The organism is Spirosoma taeanense (genome assembly GCF_013127955.1).
Lineage (GTDB): Bacteria > Bacteroidota > Bacteroidia > Cytophagales > Spirosomataceae > Spirosoma > Spirosoma taeanense.
This window is the reverse complement of record NZ_CP053435.1, coordinates 246198-262774: the sequence shown is the minus strand read 5'-3', so window position 1 is coordinate 262774 and position 16577 is coordinate 246198. Positions and strand designations below refer to the sequence as shown.

The 16577-nt window shown below is 52.1% G+C and carries 17 protein-coding genes; 15 read left to right on the top strand and 2 right to left on the bottom strand.

Going from position 1 to position 16577, the window contains the following annotated elements; genetic code table 11:
• Positions 1-63 precede the first annotated feature (63 nt).
• The 4 genes from HNV11_RS01170 (at position 64) to HNV11_RS01155 (ending at position 3297) form a co-directional block, all read left to right on the top strand.
• Positions 64-510: a hypothetical protein gene (locus tag HNV11_RS01170; protein WP_171737913.1), complete on the top strand. Its 447-nt coding sequence runs from the start codon at positions 64-66 to the stop codon at positions 508-510.
• 12 nt (positions 511-522) lie between these two features.
• The gene (locus HNV11_RS01165) at positions 523-1023 is read left to right on the top strand and encodes a hypothetical protein (RefSeq protein WP_171737912.1); all 501 of its coding nucleotides are present in this window, start codon (positions 523-525) and stop codon (positions 1021-1023) included.
• A gap of 70 nt (positions 1024-1093) precedes the next feature.
• A complete protein-coding gene (locus tag HNV11_RS01160) occupies positions 1094-2119 on the top strand; it encodes a WD40/YVTN/BNR-like repeat-containing protein (RefSeq protein WP_171737911.1) in 1026 nt (341 codons plus the stop codon).
• 89 nt (positions 2120-2208) lie between these two features.
• Positions 2209-3297, top strand: coding sequence for a M48 family metalloprotease (locus HNV11_RS01155; RefSeq protein WP_171737910.1), 1089 nt, complete (start codon positions 2209-2211; stop codon positions 3295-3297).
• 71 nt (positions 3298-3368) lie between these two features.
• Here the strand turns inward: HNV11_RS01155 and rocD are convergent, their stop codons facing one another.
• Positions 3369-4616 (bottom strand): ornithine--oxo-acid transaminase, encoded by a 1248-nt coding sequence (gene rocD, locus HNV11_RS01150; protein ID WP_171737909.1) that lies wholly within the window; start codon positions 4614-4616, stop codon positions 3369-3371.
• Positions 4617-4738: 122 nt separating this feature from the next.
• Between rocD and HNV11_RS01145 the strand changes: the two genes are divergently transcribed.
• The 4 genes from HNV11_RS01145 (at position 4739) to HNV11_RS01130 (ending at position 6459) form a co-directional block, all read left to right on the top strand.
• Entirely contained in the window at positions 4739-4906 is a 168-nt protein-coding gene (locus tag HNV11_RS01145; protein WP_171737908.1) for a DUF5522 domain-containing protein, read from the top strand.
• A gap of 63 nt (positions 4907-4969) precedes the next feature.
• A complete protein-coding gene (gene rpmB, locus HNV11_RS01140) occupies positions 4970-5209 on the top strand; it encodes a 50S ribosomal protein L28 (protein WP_171737907.1) in 240 nt (79 codons plus the stop codon).
• Between the two features lie 145 nt (positions 5210-5354).
• On the top strand, positions 5355-6077 hold the full coding sequence (locus tag HNV11_RS01135) for an RluA family pseudouridine synthase (RefSeq protein ID WP_171737906.1): 723 nt from the start codon (positions 5355-5357) through the stop codon (positions 6075-6077).
• An 82-nt stretch (positions 6078-6159) separates the two neighbouring features.
• Positions 6160-6459 (top strand): Dabb family protein, encoded by a 300-nt coding sequence (locus HNV11_RS01130; RefSeq protein ID WP_171737905.1) that lies wholly within the window; start codon positions 6160-6162, stop codon positions 6457-6459.
• A gap of 51 nt (positions 6460-6510) precedes the next feature.
• On the opposite strand, the gene HNV11_RS01125 is transcribed toward HNV11_RS01130, so the two are convergent.
• Positions 6511-6924: an Ohr family peroxiredoxin gene (locus tag HNV11_RS01125; RefSeq protein ID WP_171737904.1), complete on the bottom strand. Its 414-nt coding sequence runs from the start codon at positions 6922-6924 to the stop codon at positions 6511-6513.
• A gap of 192 nt (positions 6925-7116) precedes the next feature.
• Between HNV11_RS01125 and HNV11_RS01120 the strand changes: the two genes are divergently transcribed.
• The 7 genes from HNV11_RS01120 to HNV11_RS01090 all read left to right on the top strand — a co-directional run bounded on the left by HNV11_RS01120 (position 7117) and on the right by HNV11_RS01090 (position 16567).
• On the top strand, positions 7117-8898 hold the full coding sequence (locus tag HNV11_RS01120) for a tetratricopeptide repeat protein (protein ID WP_171737903.1): 1782 nt from the start codon (positions 7117-7119) through the stop codon (positions 8896-8898).
• Positions 8899-8965: 67 nt separating this feature from the next.
• Entirely contained in the window at positions 8966-9844 is an 879-nt protein-coding gene (locus tag HNV11_RS01115) for a DUF4292 domain-containing protein (protein WP_171737902.1), read from the top strand.
• 24 nt (positions 9845-9868) lie between these two features.
• Positions 9869-11305, top strand: coding sequence for a murein hydrolase activator EnvC family protein (locus HNV11_RS01110; protein ID WP_171737901.1), 1437 nt, complete (start codon positions 9869-9871; stop codon positions 11303-11305).
• 132 nt (positions 11306-11437) lie between these two features.
• Positions 11438-12256, top strand: a complete 819-nt coding sequence (gene panB, locus HNV11_RS01105; RefSeq protein WP_171737900.1) for a 3-methyl-2-oxobutanoate hydroxymethyltransferase — start codon at positions 11438-11440, stop codon at positions 12254-12256.
• A 74-nt stretch (positions 12257-12330) separates the two neighbouring features.
• Positions 12331-13062 (top strand): RluA family pseudouridine synthase, encoded by a 732-nt coding sequence (locus tag HNV11_RS01100; protein WP_171737899.1) that lies wholly within the window; start codon positions 12331-12333, stop codon positions 13060-13062.
• Positions 13063-13643: 581 nt separating this feature from the next.
• Positions 13644-14015 carry a hypothetical protein gene (locus HNV11_RS01095; RefSeq protein ID WP_171737898.1) on the top strand — a complete coding sequence of 124 codons (372 nt, stop codon included), beginning with the start codon at positions 13644-13646 and terminating at the stop codon, positions 14013-14015.
• Between the two features lie 122 nt (positions 14016-14137).
• The gene (locus HNV11_RS01090) at positions 14138-16567 is read left to right on the top strand and encodes a TonB-dependent receptor (protein WP_171737897.1); all 2430 of its coding nucleotides are present in this window, start codon (positions 14138-14140) and stop codon (positions 16565-16567) included.
• Positions 16568-16577: the final 10 nt, after the last annotated feature.

Genomic DNA, 16577 nt, shown 5'->3' with positions numbered 1-16577 from the left:
AAAGCATTTATCGGCAATTCAACTCCCAACTTTAGTGGCATACAAACACTGTAAATTACAGGCATGGGTGCATTAAGATCAATACCTGCTAGGCCGGACGACTCCGCTTTGCAGACCGATTCAATAAGTCTCTATGATCGATATAGTTCAATTGCCTATGGTGTCATTTTACAGATAATACCTCAACCCGAGATCGCTCAGCAGGTACTGCTCGATATATTTACGACTCCTTTTTTAAAGCTGGTTGAGGGCTATCCGACTACCCCGACGACCACCATCATTCGCATGGCCAGGGAAAAAGCGCTGGAAGCGAAATCGGCAATGACACCACCCGCCCCAGCACCTTTTGGTTTGGATTCAGACACGAACGATAATCTGCCAAAATTGGTTTTTGATTTGGCTTTTCGGCAGGGGTATACCCCCGATGCCATTGCTGAACGACTACAAATTCCCTGTTCGGACGTGCTGAAAGCGATCCGGACTCATCTCAGTTCTTTCCGTAAACGTTAATTAGTTTCAGTTTTGAAAACTCACCAGTATTTAACCAGCGGCATTCTCGAATCCTACTTGCTGGGTATCGTCTCCGACAAAGAGAAGGAGGAGGTTGAGCGTGTACTGGCTACCGATGCAGACGTGTTAGCCGAGTTGAATGAACTGGAAACGGAAATGGAACAGTTTTTCCTGCGGAATGCCGTCCCTCCCCCGCCAGGCGTAAGAGCCAATATTCTGGAGCGCCTTGGCGAAACTGGCCTCAAAAAGCAGGCCTCCAACCCATACAGTCACTTTGCCCGGGAACCCGAGCCGCCTAAACCCAACTACGTAGATGTTGAGGTAAGCGATACGCATATCCGGGTTCATAAATACTGGCGGCCAGCCTTCATTGCTGTCTTCGTGCTGTCGAAAATTTTCCTGGTGCTCGGGCTTTATTATTACTTCAAATCCAACAGTCTGGAGCAGGAAATTACGCGGCTTAAAGCAGCTACCGAGCAGACGGCCTCCCAACCGAAGAATAGAACCGAGTGAGAATTGCTTGGGGTTAACTAGTTGGTCGCTATTTTTACTAGTGTTCATAGCCGACCCTCTTTTTTAACTCATGAGACAACGTATTCTTACGCTGGTAACCTTCGTGTTTTTTATTTCTCCTTGTTTGGCGCAGTGGCAGTCCCAGGCTGTTCAGACCGACGCCAGTTTCCGGGCAGTAAGCATTGCCGGTCCTGATGTGGTGTGGATTGGGGGCACACAGGGCACCTTCGTTCGCACAACCGATGGCGGCAGAACCTGGCAAACCGGCAACGTACCCGACGCCCAGACCTGCGATTTTCGCGACGTTTACGCCGTTGATGCCCAAACCGCTTTTCTGATGAGCGCCGGTCCTGCCGAAAAAGGCCAGGCGCGTCTCTACAAAACAACCAACGGTGGCCAAACCTGGTCGCTTGTTTACCAGACCGACCAGGCAGGCGTCTTTTTCGACGGCATGGATTTCTGGGACAAGCAGCACGGGATTGTTTTCAGCGACCCGGTTGGTGGCAAATGGTTTATCCTCACTACCGACGATGGCGGACAAACCTGGAAAACCATTCCGCCTACCAGTCTCCCCATGATGATGCCCAACGAAGCGGCTTTTGCAGCCAGTGGTAGCAGCCTGGTTGTGCAGGGCAAACGTAATGTCTGGATTGCGTCGGGCGGGTCGATGAGCGGACGCGTTTTTCGCTCAGATGACCGGGGGCAGAGCTGGGCGGTCAGCACGACCCCGCTTGCCGCTGGCGAAGCAACCGGCTTGTTTGGTATGCAGTTCTTCAGCGAGAAAGTAGGAATGATTGTGGGCGGAAACTATAAACAGGAAAATCTGCCCGGCCCCAACGCGGCCATTACCCGCGACGGCGGCATAACCTGGTCACTCGTTACACCCACCGACCCGCCCGGGCTACGCGAAGCCGTAGCCCTGCTTCCCGGTGATCGCATCCTCACTGTCGGGCCCACCGGCACGAGTCTTTCGGCCGATCAGGGTCAGACCTGGCAACGGCTCGACACCGAAGGCTTTCATGCCCTTGCCTGCGCGAAAGGCACCTGCTATGCCGTAGGCGCAAAAGGAAAAGTCAGCAAGCAGGTGTTTAAATGACCCCTGATGAATTGAGCCTAATGCCCTCACAATCCTCGCCGACTTTTGTTCGTTATTCTGCCGTGTTGAACGATTAACCCCACCCGGTTATGCCAGTGAAAGCGGCTTTATCTTTATCCATTCTCTTTGCAAACGTAGCCCTTGTCGGCGCGTCATTTGCCCAAACTACAACGTCAGCTCGTCCGTCTCCAGGAACGTTTATTTGCAGCTACACAGGCCGGAGCACAAGCCCCGAAGTGGTCTGCTCGCCAACGACAACTTCGAACGGCCACGCCGAGCGCGTGGTTGACCGAATTCTGAGACCGATAGGTCTGATGCGTAATTTCAAGGTTATTGAGTGCTCAAACACCGATAACTGCTTCGCTACGGTTTTGAAGGGCCAGCGGTTTATTGTCTACGATGCGGCTTTCATGCAGAGCATCGAAGAAGAAACCGAAACCGACTGGTCGGCCATTAGTATCATGGCGCACGAAATTGGCCATCACCTGCAGGGCCATACCATCGACGGCCGGGGCGGTCAGCCGCAGAAAGAAATCGAAGCCGATAAGTTTTCGGGGTTTGTGCTGCACCAGCTCGGAGCGTCATTGGACGAATCGCTGGTTGCGGTGAAGGCCCTTGGCAACGAACGCGCGACCTCGACGCACCCGGCCAAACCCGCCCGCATTGACGCCATTCGGAAAGGCTGGCTGGAAGCTGAAGCGATGTATCCTAAAAATCGGGTTGCCGGCAAGCCCGCGGTAGCTATGGCACCCAGACCCATTACAACCAGTTCAGCTCCCGTAGCAGCCGCCCGGCCGGTTGTTGTGCCGAAAGTCCCCGTTCGGGCAACGGTTGGCTGCGTTTCAGGCGACTGCGAAGATGGGACGGGCGTATTTGTTTACCCAACCCGCGAACGCTACGCCGGTGAGTTTGAGGAAGGCGACAAACACGGTGAGGGTGTTGAGTATTACGCCGATGGGAAGGTGAAATACAAAGGCAACTTCCGCGATAATCTTCGCTCTGACTACGGTGTATATTATTTCCGAAATGGCGATCGGTACGTTGGCTGGTTCCAGAAAAATATGCCGAATGGCAAGGGCACCTATTATTTCGCGGATGGCGATCGGATCGTTGGTCTGTTTAAGAATGGGCAGCCAACCAGTTCGGCCGTTCTTCATAATGCCGAGGGCACAAGGTAAAAAGAGAGACCACATGCAATGGGGGACGTAACACCGTAAGGATTACGCCCCCCATTGCATGTTTACGATTTCTAAAATTCCAGAATCGTCTTCTCGATTATATCGCAGGCTTCGTGCATCTGATCTTCATTGATGACGAGCGGGGGCGCAAAGCGAATCTTATCGCCATGCGTGGGCTTGGTCAGCAGGCCGTTGTCTTTCAACTTCAAACAGATTTCCCAGGCTGTTTCGCCACCCAGATCGGGCCGTTCAGCAATGACGATTGCGTTGAGCAGGCCCTTACCACGCACCGATTTGACGAGTTCCGTCTTACGGCTCAGGGCCGTCATGCGGTCGCGGAAAATTTCGCCCATCGCGGTGGCGTTTTCGGCTAATTTTTCGTCTTCAACCACCCGAAGCGCTTCCATCGTTACGACGCAGGCCAGCGGGTTGCCGCCGTAGGTGCTGCCGTGTTCACCCGGTTTTATGGTCAGCATCACCTCGTTGGAAGTCATTACCGCCGACACCGGCATGGTCCCGCCCGAAAGCGCCTTGCCTAATACGAGCAAATCCGGCTTTACGCCTTCATGATCGCAGGCAATCCGCTTGCCCGTCCGGCCGATACCGGTCTGCACTTCATCCGCGATGAATAATACATTGTATTGGGTACACAGGTCGCGCACGCCCCGCAGGTAGCCCTCATCCGGCACGACAACGCCCGCTTCACCCTGAATCGGCTCGACCATAAAGCCCGCAATATTCGGATCGCTCCTGAATGTATCTTCCAGCGCATTAAGGTCATTGTAGGGAATGATGATATAGCCCGGCAGCAACGGGCCGAAGTCGTTGGTGCTGCTCGGGTCTGTTGACGACGAGATGGCGGCCAGCGTTCGCCCCCAGAAGTTGCCAGCGGCATAAACCGTTTTGGCCTGATTCTGCGGAATCCCTTTCACTTTATACGCCCATTTACGGGTCAGCTTCAGCGCGGTTTCGCCCCCTTCGGCTCCGGAGTTCATCAGCAGCGCTTTGTCGTAGCCGAAGTACTCGCACAAAAACTTCTCGCACAAACCGGTTTTGTCGTTGTAGAACGCCCGCGAGGTAAGCGTCAGCCGCTGCGCCTGCTGAATCATGACGTTGATAATGCGCGGGTGGCAGTGGCCCTGACTCACGGCACTATAGGCCGACAGGAAGTCGAAGTAGCGTTTGCCCTCTACATCCCAAACAAAAATGCCTTCGCCCCGCGACAGCACGGCCGGAATCGGATGGTAGTTGTGTGCTCCATAATTCCATTCCAATTGCATGGCCTGATCGGTGGCCGAGGGGCGCGTTGTCGTTTCCATAGTCGTAGTGAGAGCAGTTAAAAATGAGAACGTCGATGAAGTTGACCATTTTTGCAACCAAGCACCTGAACAGGCGGTTGCTTTTTCAAAAATACGGTTTCTTCCACAGACGCCCAAAAGCAATGCCGTCTCACCCACCCAAGAAGAAAATACCAGGCTTAGCCGACGACGATTATTACTACACGCCCGAAGGCTTTGTTGTATTTACGGCCAGTTATCACCTGAAGCGCGGCTATTGCTGCCGTAATGGCTGCCGCCATTGCCCCTATGGTTTCAAAAAAAAGGGATAAAGAGTTGCAGATTATGAAGAAATTAGCGAATTTTGCGCCCTCATACGGAAAACGAGTACGGTAATGGCCAGAGTTTGTCAAATCACAGGAAAACGCACGCGGACGGGTAATAACGTATCGCACGCCAATAATAAAACGAAGCGTAAATTCTTCCCGAACCTGCAAAAGAAGCGGTTCTTCGTTGAATCAACCGGCGAATGGGTTACGCTCAGAGTAGCTACCTCTGCTATCAAGACCATCAATAAAAACGGTCTGGAAGCAACGCTGCGTAAAGCCCACGAGCGCGGCACGCTGTCGCTGTAGTTTTTTACAGGCTATTTCCGCACTGAGCCTCTTCCGTATCGGAGGAGGCTTTTTGTATTACTTCCTATTGTCACGCAAGAGGTATTTGTTACGTCAGGCTTTATCTGCAATGAATAGTTACGACTGACAATCAACGACTTTACGAATGAAACTGAATTTTGAAGATCTCATCGTGTTTGAAAACGATGACTACATACTCATCAACAAGCCGCCTTACGTAGCGTCGCTCGATGAGCGGACTACCGATCGGGGCGGGCAAAGCATTCTTCGGCTGGCCAAAGCGTATCATCCGGATGCGCAGCTTGGTCACCGCCTGGACAAAGAAACCTCGGGAATTCTGGCGATTGCCAAAAATCCGGAGGCTTACCGGCATCTGGCCATGCAATTTGAGCACCGGGAAGTAACGAAACGCTATCACGCCGTTACGAACGGCGTGCATGATTTCGACGGCATTTCGGTTTACCTACCTATCTCGCCCATTAAGGATGGTACCGCCGTTCGGATTGACCGGGAGAAAGGAAAAGTGGCCGAAACGATTTTCAATACGCTGCAGGCGTTTCGTACGACAACGCTGGTAGAGTGTATGCCCATCACGGGCCGGATGCACCAGATTCGGGTGCATCTAATGTGCCTGAAAGCGCCAATCGTCAACGATCCAACGTATGGCGGAGAACCCGTATATCTGTCAGACGTTAAGCGCAAATTCAATCTCAAGCAGGGCACCAAAGAGCTTCCGCTGATTCAGCGCGTTGCGTTGCATGCCTATTCGCTAACGTTTACCCTGTTGAACGGCGAAGAACAGACGTTTATAGCGCCTTACCCAAAAGATTTTGGTGTGTTGGTGAAGCAGTTGGAGAAATTTAGTTAGAAGTTTGCAGTCCATAGCCCGAAGCCATTGATACGGAAAGAGTAACTTCGAGCTGCAGACTGCAAACTTCTAACCCTGTTCTATGTTCGTTCATACCGTTTTTTTCTGGCTTAAGCATCCTGAAAATCAGGACAATCACAAAGCCCTTCGTGCCGGTCTCGAATCCCTTAAGGGCGTGAAAGAAATTTCGGCGGCCTATATTGGCACGCCAGCCGAAACCCGCCGGCCGGTCATTGACCACTCGTACGATTTCTCGCTGACGTTCGTCTTTGCCGACAAAGCCGCTCACGATGCCTATCAGGTGCATCCGGTCCACCTGGAGTTTGTGGCCGAGTGTCAGCACCTCTGGGAGCGGGTACAGGTTTATGATGCCGTAAGCTAATGGCTTATCGTCCCAGACTGTTCTACAACTGAACAGTCTGGGACGATTGCTTTAGACCATCACTTCAATTTTCATATCCATATTTCCCTTCACCGCTTTGGAATAAGGACAGACGGCGTGGGCCGTTTCGGCTAGTTGCTGAAGCTCGTCTTTATCCATGTTCGGGGCTTTTACGGTAATCTTACCGGACAGGAACATGTTGTTGCCTTCCTTGTTGAGAGAAATACTTACCTCAACGGCATGTTCGGGTAAAATAACTTTTCGGCGTTCGGCAACGGCCATCAGTGCGCCGTTGTAACACGAGCTGTAAGCAGCCGCAAACAGCATCTCGGGGTTGGCCGCGCCCCCTTCGCCATGCATCTCAACAGGACGTTTTACGTCTAACTCCAAAACACCATCCAGCGACTTCACGTCGCCATCGCGTCCACCGACATTGCTGACGGTGGCAGTATACAGAATATCCATAATTTGTGATTGTTAACGGGGTATGTTCCTTTAATTAAACCGGCAAACCAGATAAAAGTTAGGTTGACGCGCGGCTGCCGACAGTATAGCATTTTGAACTACCTTTGTCATAAGGACTTATTCGCGCCAAAGTTGCAATAGAACAAGTTGAGCCACGTTTTGGTAAGTACGCACCTCGATACGCCGACCAGCATGAACACCTCACATAGATTTTGCGGCAACCAACAACTGATTGGATGGATAGGCAGTCTGGGACTGGCGCTCTGGCTTGTTACGACCCCCGTTCTGGCCCAGCGCAAGCGTGATAAAGCCGAACCGGCAACGGACAAACCCAGCTCTGGCTCGACCACTACGGTTCGCATGGAGGAAGAGACTCTTTTTGCCGAAGGGATGCGCTACCTGATGACCGACGAGCCCACGAAAGCCATTGCGCAGTTTAGCAAAGTCCTGCAAAAGAATCCGAGTAACGCTGCGGCTCAATACTCGACGGCCAACGCCCTGCTGAAATCGGGCAAAACGGCCGAAGCCATTCCTTTCGCAGCCAAAGCCTACGCGCTTGATAATACCAACAAGTTCTATGCCTTGCTGCTAGCCGAAATTTACGTAAAGCAGAAACGTTATGGCGAGGCCGAAGATCTGTATGAGTCGCTGCTGAAAAAAGGTACTGAGAACGCCGAGTATGGCGTTGAACTGGCCGCGATCTATCTGTTTGACGACAAACCCGACAAGGCGCTGGACGCCTATAACCGGGTCGAACGTGAATTGGGGATGAACGAAGAAATCACCCGGCAGAAGCAGCGGATCTACCTGAAGCAGAACAAAATTGACAAGGCTATTGAGGAAGCCGAAAAGCTCGTGGCTTCTGAACCCGGCGATCCGGATTACCTGCTCGAAGGCGCCGAACTACTCATTGCCAACGACCGCTCCGACCAGGCAATCACCTGGATTGACCGCGCCCTGAAACTAAACGCCGATTTACCCCAGGCGCACGTATTGCTGGCGGATATTTACCGGAAGAAGGGGGACATGGCCCGCGTCAGCAAAGAGCTGAACCAGGTGTTTGCCAATCCGAACCTCGAAGCTGGTCTGAAAGCTCGGATTCTGTCGAGTTACGTCGGCATGACGGGCGAAAACCCGAACGCCCGGCAGGATGCGCTGAAACTGGCGCAGGACTTGGCCAAAGCCCATCCCAACGACCCAAAGTCGCAGGTGATGGTTGCCGATCTGCTCATGCAGCAGGGAAAGAAAACAGAAGCCCGCGATGCGTATGCCAAAGCCGCCCGTCTAGACGGATCGGTGTATGAAGTGTGGGGCGCTCTGCTCCAGTTAGACGGCGAGCTGAACCAGGTCGATAGCTTGCTGGTACATTCCGAAAAAGCCCTCGAAGTATTTCCCACGCAGGGTTTGTTCTGGTACTCCAACGGCTCGGCAAACCTGTATAAGCGAAAATACCAGCAGGCCATTGATGCCCTCGAAGAAAGTCAGAAACTTCTGGCCGCTACCGCCAACAACGAGTTGAAGAAAGGCATTCAGGCGCAGTTAGGTGACGCTTATAACGGCCTGGGCGAATACGCCAAATCCGACGAAGCGTACGAAGCCGTGCTGAAGGTCGATCCACTGAACGACCACGTGCTGAACAACTACAGTTATTTCCTGTCCTTACGGAAAGAAAACCTGCCCCGTGCCATTCAGCTGGCTCAGAAGCTCGTCGAGCGTCACCCAACCAACGCAACGTATCTGGATACGTATGCCTGGGTACTGTACGTCTCGAAAGATTATGCCAAAGCGCGGCAGTATCTGGAGAAAGCGCTGGCCGATCCGGCGGGTGCCAGCGGCACAATCATCGAGCACTACGGCGACGTTCTTTTCCAACTGGGTCAGGCTGACAAAGCGCTGGAGCAATGGAAACGCGCTAAAGCAAAAGGTGGCGCAGGTCCCGACATAGACAAAAAGATTGCCACCGGTAAGTTGTAACGGTTTGTCGTTTCGGTACGTAGTTAGGCGAGAATTAACTGCAAACGACGAACCACAGACCTTATTTATGAATAAATACCTGTTATTTGCTTTTCTGCTGAGCTTGCTGCTGAACTCGGAAGGTTGTCGACGCCGACAGCTATCCCGTTCGAGCGGCTCTGTAACAAATCCTTCTGCACCCACTCGCGTTGACTCGTCTGTAGCTGTCCGCCCGGTTCCGGCCAGCCCCGTTGACTCTACAATCGCATCACGGCCCAGCCGCCCCGGCATTGAAGAAGCCCGGGCCAACGTGGCGGAAATTGATTTTCGTTACCTGACCGCCAAGTCAAAAATTTCATTTAAGGGTCCTGAACAGGATATTGATAATGCCAATATCAACATCCGGGTACGTAAAGACAGCCTCATCTGGTTATCGATCTCTAAGCTGGGAATCGAAGCGGTTCGTGGCCTAATTAGCCGCGATTCAATCCTTATCGTTGACAAAATTCATAAGCAGTATTCTGTTTACGACTTCCCGACGCTGAGCCGCCAGTTCAATTTTCAGATGAATTTTGAATTGCTGCAAGCCCTCATTGTTGGCAATCTTCCCTTACCGCGACGTCCTGCACAGAAGATAAAAAACGAACGGGATTACCTGTTGCTACGGCAAAGTGAGGGCAAAGTTCTAGTCGAGAATTATATTGGCGAACAGGATCGGAAACTCAAAAAACTGATGCTGACCGAGCAGCCAACTAAAAATACACTCCGGTTAGACTACGAAGATTTTACTTCGCTCAATAATTTTCTGTTTCCGTACACCAGTCTGGTAACGCTCGACTACAAATCAAAAACCGACGGGCAGTTCTATCAGACCCTCCTGCAGATCAAGCACAGCAAAGTTGAACTGGTGGAAAAAAATCCAGGGTTTCCGTTTAACATCCCGGCTAGCTACCAGCGCCAGCCGTAAATGAATCTATTGGTTTCAGCACGTATGCATACCCCGTTTTGGTCTTTTCATTGCTTGTTTCGATGGCCTGGTCGTGGTCTGGTACTGATTGGGCTGTTACTTTTCTCTGGGGTAATTCAGGCTCAGCAAACCCAGCGCAATCGGCAAACGCTGGAAAAGGAAAAAAAGCAGAACCTGGAGAAGATGACCCAGATTCGAACGGTTCTCAAACAGACAGCTTCTGAAAAGCAGGCCAGCTTAGGTCAGTTGAAAGCACTTAACCAACAGATACAGGCTCAGTCGCAGCAGATTAGTTTGCTTAACAAAGACCTTCGATTAACCGAAGCCGAAATTACCGAGCTGCGGCAGGCCAGCAATAAACTGACCAACGACCTCAACAAGCTCAAGGCTGAGTACGGCTCCATGATCTATGCGGCCGATAAACGCCGTCAGCAGGTCAACCCTTTAGGGTTTCTGTTTGCTGCCGATAACTTTAACCAGCTCGTTGCCCGTTACCGCTACCTACGCCAGTATTCCGACGCCCGGCAGAGTCAGGTACGGCAAATGAACAATGTTCAAACGATGCTGCAGGGCAAGCAGCTCGCTACCCAGCGAAAACGCCAGCAACAGCGCGGTACGCTGGTCGCCAAAGTCCAGGAAAGCCAGAAGCTCGAAACGCTGAAGGATGAAAAGAATCAGGTCGTAAAAGAGTTGGGCAAGAAAGAAGTCGAACTCCGTACCGAACTGGCCGAAAGCCGGCGGGCGGTGGCTCAGCTTGAGTCCATGATTACCCGCATTATTGCCCGCGAGGCCCGCGAACGGGCAGAACGGGAAGCGCGCGAACGCGCCGAGCGGGAACGCATTGAGCGAATTGCCCGACTTGAAGCGGCCCGTAAAGCCGCCGAACGTAAACGAGCCGAGGAAGCCGTAGCAGCCGCCGAAAAAGTTGGCGAGAAACCCGACCCTGCCGATGTCGCCAAAGTCGAACGACCCGCCGACCCGGAACCGGCCCCCCGAAAGTCTGACGAACGACGGAATAACAACCTTAACGACGAAGAAACGGCCTTAGCCTCGTCGTTTGCGGCTTCACGGGCGCGTTTGCCCTGGCCCGTAACGAAAGGCTTTATATCGGATCATTTCGGCCGTCGGCCTCATGCTGTCCTGAAAGGTATTTACGTCGAAAACCAGGGTGTAGATATCCAGACCAACGCGGGCGAGGGTGTTCGGTCAGTTTACGATGGTATCGTGCAGGACGTAACGAGCATGCCCGGCATGAACAACGTTGTTGCCATTCAGCACGGCGACTACTTCACGGTCTACGCGAAACTTCGTAGTGTTTCGGTTCATATTGGGCAGCGTGTGAAAGCCCGCGAGTCTATCGGTACTGTCGCAACGGATAAAAACGGTGTATCAGAGATTCAGTTTCAGATCTGGAAAGAGTTTACCAAACTCAATCCTGAATCGTGGCTGCTCCCCCGTTAATATAAGCAGGTGCCTGGTCAGAACGGTTGAATAGGGCTAAGAGGAGACTAGCGGAGGCTTATCGCGTTCGGGTAGCGACTCATACGGCGTAACTCCCTAACTTTGCGGCCCTATCACTTTACAACTGGTCTGATGTCCGTCCATAATCCCGATATCAAGCGCGTAACCACGCACACAATACAGGAACTGAAAAACAAAGGCGAGAAAATATCTGCCCTGACGGCCTACGACTACTCAATGGCGCAGGTAGTAGATGCGGCCGGTGTTGAACTCATTCTGGTGGGCGATTCAGCGTCAAACGTGATGGCGGGCCACGAAACCACCCTGCCCATCACTCTCGACCAGATGATTTATCACGCCAGTTCGGTAGTGCGGGCGGTTAAGCGGGCGCTAGTGGTGGTCGATCTGCCTTTCGGGTCCTACCAGGGAAATTCCTCAGAAGCGCTCCGGTCGGCGATCCGGATTATGAAAGAATCAGGGGCGCACGCTGTAAAACTGGAGGGTGGTCTGGAAGTCAGAGAATCCATCGTACGTATTCTGAGCGCGGGGGTTCCGGTAATGGGTCACCTCGGCCTGACCCCCCAGTCTATCTACAAGTTTGGTACCTACGCGGTGCGGGCTAAAGAAGAGGCCGAAGCGCAGAAGCTGACGGACGATGCCCATATGCTTCAGGACATTGGTTGCTTCGGTCTGGTGCTCGAAAAAATTCCGGCAACACTTACCAGGAAGGTTACCGAAAGTCTTCGTATTCCAACCATCGGTATTGGTGCCGGTCCCGACACTGACGGGCAGATTCTGGTTATTCATGACCTGCTGGGCATCACAAACGAGTTCAAGCCGCGCTTCCTGCGTCGGTACGCTGATCTGCATACGGTTATGACCGAGGCCATTACGCGCTACGTAGACGATATTAAAGCCAACGACTTCCCGAACGAGAAGGAAGCGTATTAAGTTAATAAGAGTGTCAGGCTTTTAGCCACCAGCTTGCCTTTATCACAGACGGCGTTTCTGCCTGCTCTACGCTTATGAAGAAAAAACCATTTCAGGTCGTTTACGAGGATAACCACCTGCTGATCGTTAATAAAGAACCAGGTATTCTGGTGCAGGGCGACCGCACGGGCGACGTTACGCTGCTGGACGTTCTGAAGGGATATATTAAAGAGAAATACAACAAACCCGGCGAAGTGTTTCTCGGACTGGTTCACCGGCTCGACCGCCCGGTCAGTGGCCTGGTCGTGTTTGCCCGCACGTCTAAAGCGCTGGAGCGTATGAACGAGATTTTCCGGAAACGGCAGGTGCAGAAAACCTACTGGGCCGTTGTTCGGCACAAACCGCCCAAAGACGCCGATAAGCTGGTGAACTGGTTGGTGAAAGACGAACAGAAAAACCAGGTGACCGTTTTTGATTACGAAGCGCCTAACTCCCAGAAAGCCGAACTGTCGTACCGCGTGGTGGGTAAAATCAACGAGCATTACCTGCTCGAAGTGAACCCAATTACAGGTCGCCCGCACCAGATCCGGTCACAACTGGCACACATGGGTTGTCCAATCCGGGGCGATGTTAAGTATGGCTACGACCGCGCCGTGCCCGACAAAAAAATTTACCTGCATGCCCGGCGGCTGTATTTTGTGCATCCGGTCAAAAAAGAGCCGATTATCTGCAAGGCGGGTTTGCCTAATGATCCGTTCTGGGAGGAGTTTCTGGAACTGGACAATGAGAACTACAAAGACAAAAATCTGGACCACATCTTTGAGTAAGGTCTGTTAAAACGCAACGAGCCATGTCTTCAATCAGGTGAAGAACGCGGCTCGTTGCGTTTATGAACCCCTCAGGACTTAATCAACCGTGGTTTGAGTCTCGTTCTGCGGGAGTATATCAGCCATAATTTGTTCCATTACACGCTCAATCATCTGAACAGCTCCGCGTAAGGCACCAAATATGATACATAAAGGCAAAATGATGGGCAAAAAGAAGGCCCATTGAAAGATCATATAAAGGCGTACATTTCTCATGAGTTAGGTCGGTAGTTTATGAAGTTAAGTTAACGGTATTTCTCTTTAAGTCAAACCGTTATAGAAAGAACCGAATAACTTCCCTTTCTTATTCAAAATTAACCTTGGTTAAATACAAAAACAAGACAGTATATAAAAAGAAATAAAAACTTTTTTGTTCAGTTCAATTCATCACGTATAATTGGTGTCACTCAGGCGGTTATCCTGAATCAAACGGTTACTGCAACCATTAAACTGATTGTCTGGAATTGGCCGCCTGCCAACTGGTTAAAAGCACATCTGATTCGTATTTTTACGGCTAAATTTATTACTTACTCATTATCAACGTGTTTCGCTTACAGCGGTTTCGGTTTGGGATAGCCCGCTTTCTCTTTAGCCTGTACCTGGCCGTGCTGGTTAACGGAGTTGTATTCCGACATGCCCACCGCTTAGCAGACGGAACAATTATTTGCCATGCGCACCCGTACAAATCATCACCGGGTACGCAGTTCCCCAACCACAATCACAGCAGCGACGAGTTAATCTGGCTCGATGCCTTTACGAATGCGCTTTACGACGGCTCTGAATTAGCTATCTGGACGGCCTTGGTGTCCATAAGTCTGCTCCTGACAAGCCGACCTATAGTTTCGTTTCCTGCTTTTTTCTCCTTTCAGCATTTTGCCTACCGGCACCGGGGGCCACCTGTGCATTTAGCGTAGTTCCATTTTCTGTACAGCCACTGCCATTTCCAAGCGCCTTATACCCTGTGCCGGGTGAAGGCTGGACTGGTTTCGTGAACGCGTACCATTGGTCTATTTTCTAAATGCTCATCCCGCATTTCATGCGCTATTTTTCCTTTATTTTTTTGCTGTTTCCAGGCCTGGTATCAGCGCAGGCGGTTCTACGGGGCCATATCACGGATAAAACTAACCGCGACCCACTGATTGGGGTTACGGTGTACCTGCCTGCCCTGCAGAAAGGTGCACAAACCGACACGCTCGGCCAATACCGGATACCCGATGTGCCAACCGGTTCGCATAAAGTTGAGGTGCGTTATATAGGTTATAAGCTCCAGACACGTAACGTTCGGTTTATCGCCGGCGAAACTACGGTCGATTTTGCCATTGAGCCAGAAGCCGCCCAGCTTCAGGAAGTGGTTGTTACCGGCCTCACAACGGGCTCAACCGTAAAAGACAGCCCTATACCAATCATGACCTACAATAAAATCCAGTGGCTACAGACCAGCTCAACAAACCTGGTCGATGCCGTTGGTAAGCTGCCGGGTATGTCGCAGATCACGACGGGCGTGGGCCTGTCCAAGCCTGTTATCCGGGGTTTAGGCTTTAACCGGGTGATTACGGTTCACGACGGCGTTCGGCAGGAGGACAATCAGTGGGGTGAAGAACATGCTCTGCAGATCGATGAATACTCGATCGACCGCTACGAGATCATTAAAGGTTCAGGTAGTCTGCTTTACGGTTCCGATGGTCTGGGGGGCGTCATGAGCCTAATCTCAAGCCGCCCGCCCGAAGCCGGCATTTTTCGGGGACAGTTGCTGACAAACTATCAGAGCAATAATGGGCTTATCGGTCTGTCGGGCGTACTGGAAGGAACCACCAGGAGCGGTTTGTTCGGGCGGGTACGCGTCAGCCACAAAAATGCGGGGAACTACCGCAACCGCTACGATGGGCGAGTTTATGGCTCAGCCTATCGGGAATCTGATGTTAACGGGACCATTGGTATTACCCGCAAGTGGGGCTATTCGCAGATTTATTTCTCAAACTGGCACCAGGATATCAATATTGTAACGGGGGAACGCGATCCGTCGGGACGTTTCCTGCAACTTGTTCGGGTTGCGGCCGATTCGGAAGCGCTGCAGCCCGTTTCAGAGGCTATGTTGCACATCCGAACTATTGATCCGGCCAATTATCAGAACCTGAATAATTTCAAAACCTCGTGGAATACGTTCACAAAACTGGGTAGTGGCAACCTCTCGGCCATTCTCAGCTACAGCCAGAACCGCCGGCAGGAGTTTGCCAGCACGCTTACACCCGGTCAGCCAGCGCTGTATTTTTATCTCCAGAACGTTTTCTACGATCTTAAATACTACTTCGGGGGGCAAAAAGGCTGGGATTTTACGGTGGGCGGCAACGGCCTCTGGCAGTTCAATCAGAACAAAGGCCTGCAAATCCTATACCCCGGCTATCATTCGTGGGACAACGGCCTGTTTGTCTTCGCCCAGAAAAAAACCGACCGGCTGACGGTTAACGGGGGCCTGCGCATGGATATCCGCCAGATGCGGATCAACCAACTCTATGCCGACAGCGAGGGCAACTTCAGCGAGACACCAGGCATTAACAACAAACTGCGGTTTGCTGGACTGAACAAAACGTATTCTAATCCAACCGGCAGTATTGGCGCGACCTATGCCTTATCGGGCCGGTGGACGGTGAAAGCTAACCTAGGACGTGGTTTTCGCGCCCCGTCAACACCTGAGCTATCGGCGAATGGCGAACATGCCGGAACGTTCCGGTATGAAATTGGCAGCCCGAACTTACGTTCCGAAACGTCCTGGCAAAGTGATCTGGGCGTAAACTACGAATCGCCCGGTGTGTCCATTACGGCCAGTCTGTTCCAGAATCGAATCAGCAACTTTACCTACTCCGAAAAAGTGCTCGACCGCTTCGGGCGCGATTCCATCGTTGATCCCACCCGCCCGATTCTGACGTATCGTTACGTGCAGGGCAACGCAGTGCTGTATGGTGGCGAAGCGCAGGTAACTATTAACCCTCGCTCGGCGCGCTGGTTTCATCTGACCTCCTCTTATTCACTCGTTCGGTCCCGTAACCTGACCGCTACCAGTGACTCGGCGCGTTACCTGCCTTTTTTACCTCCACCCCGCCTTATCGGTCAGGTAAAGTTTACGAAAGACGGAGCGGGCAACCGTTGGCGAAATCTGTACGCTCTGCTGGAAATCGAGCACAACTGGCGACAGGATCAGGCGCTTCTGGCCTATGGCACGGAAACCCGGACGCCGGCTTATACACTGGTTAACCTTGGCGCGGGCAGCGATCTGCTAAACAGCAGCGGGCGTACCCTGTTCCAACTGTATCTGACCGTGCAGAACCTGTTCGATGTAGCCTATCAGAGCCACCAGAACCGGCTTAAATACTTCGGCATCAATGAGGCTACCGGCCGTCTGGGGGTATTTAACATGGGCCGGAACATAAGCGTAAAGCTGGTTGTACCGTTCGGTGGTAAGAAACAGTAACTGGCCGATC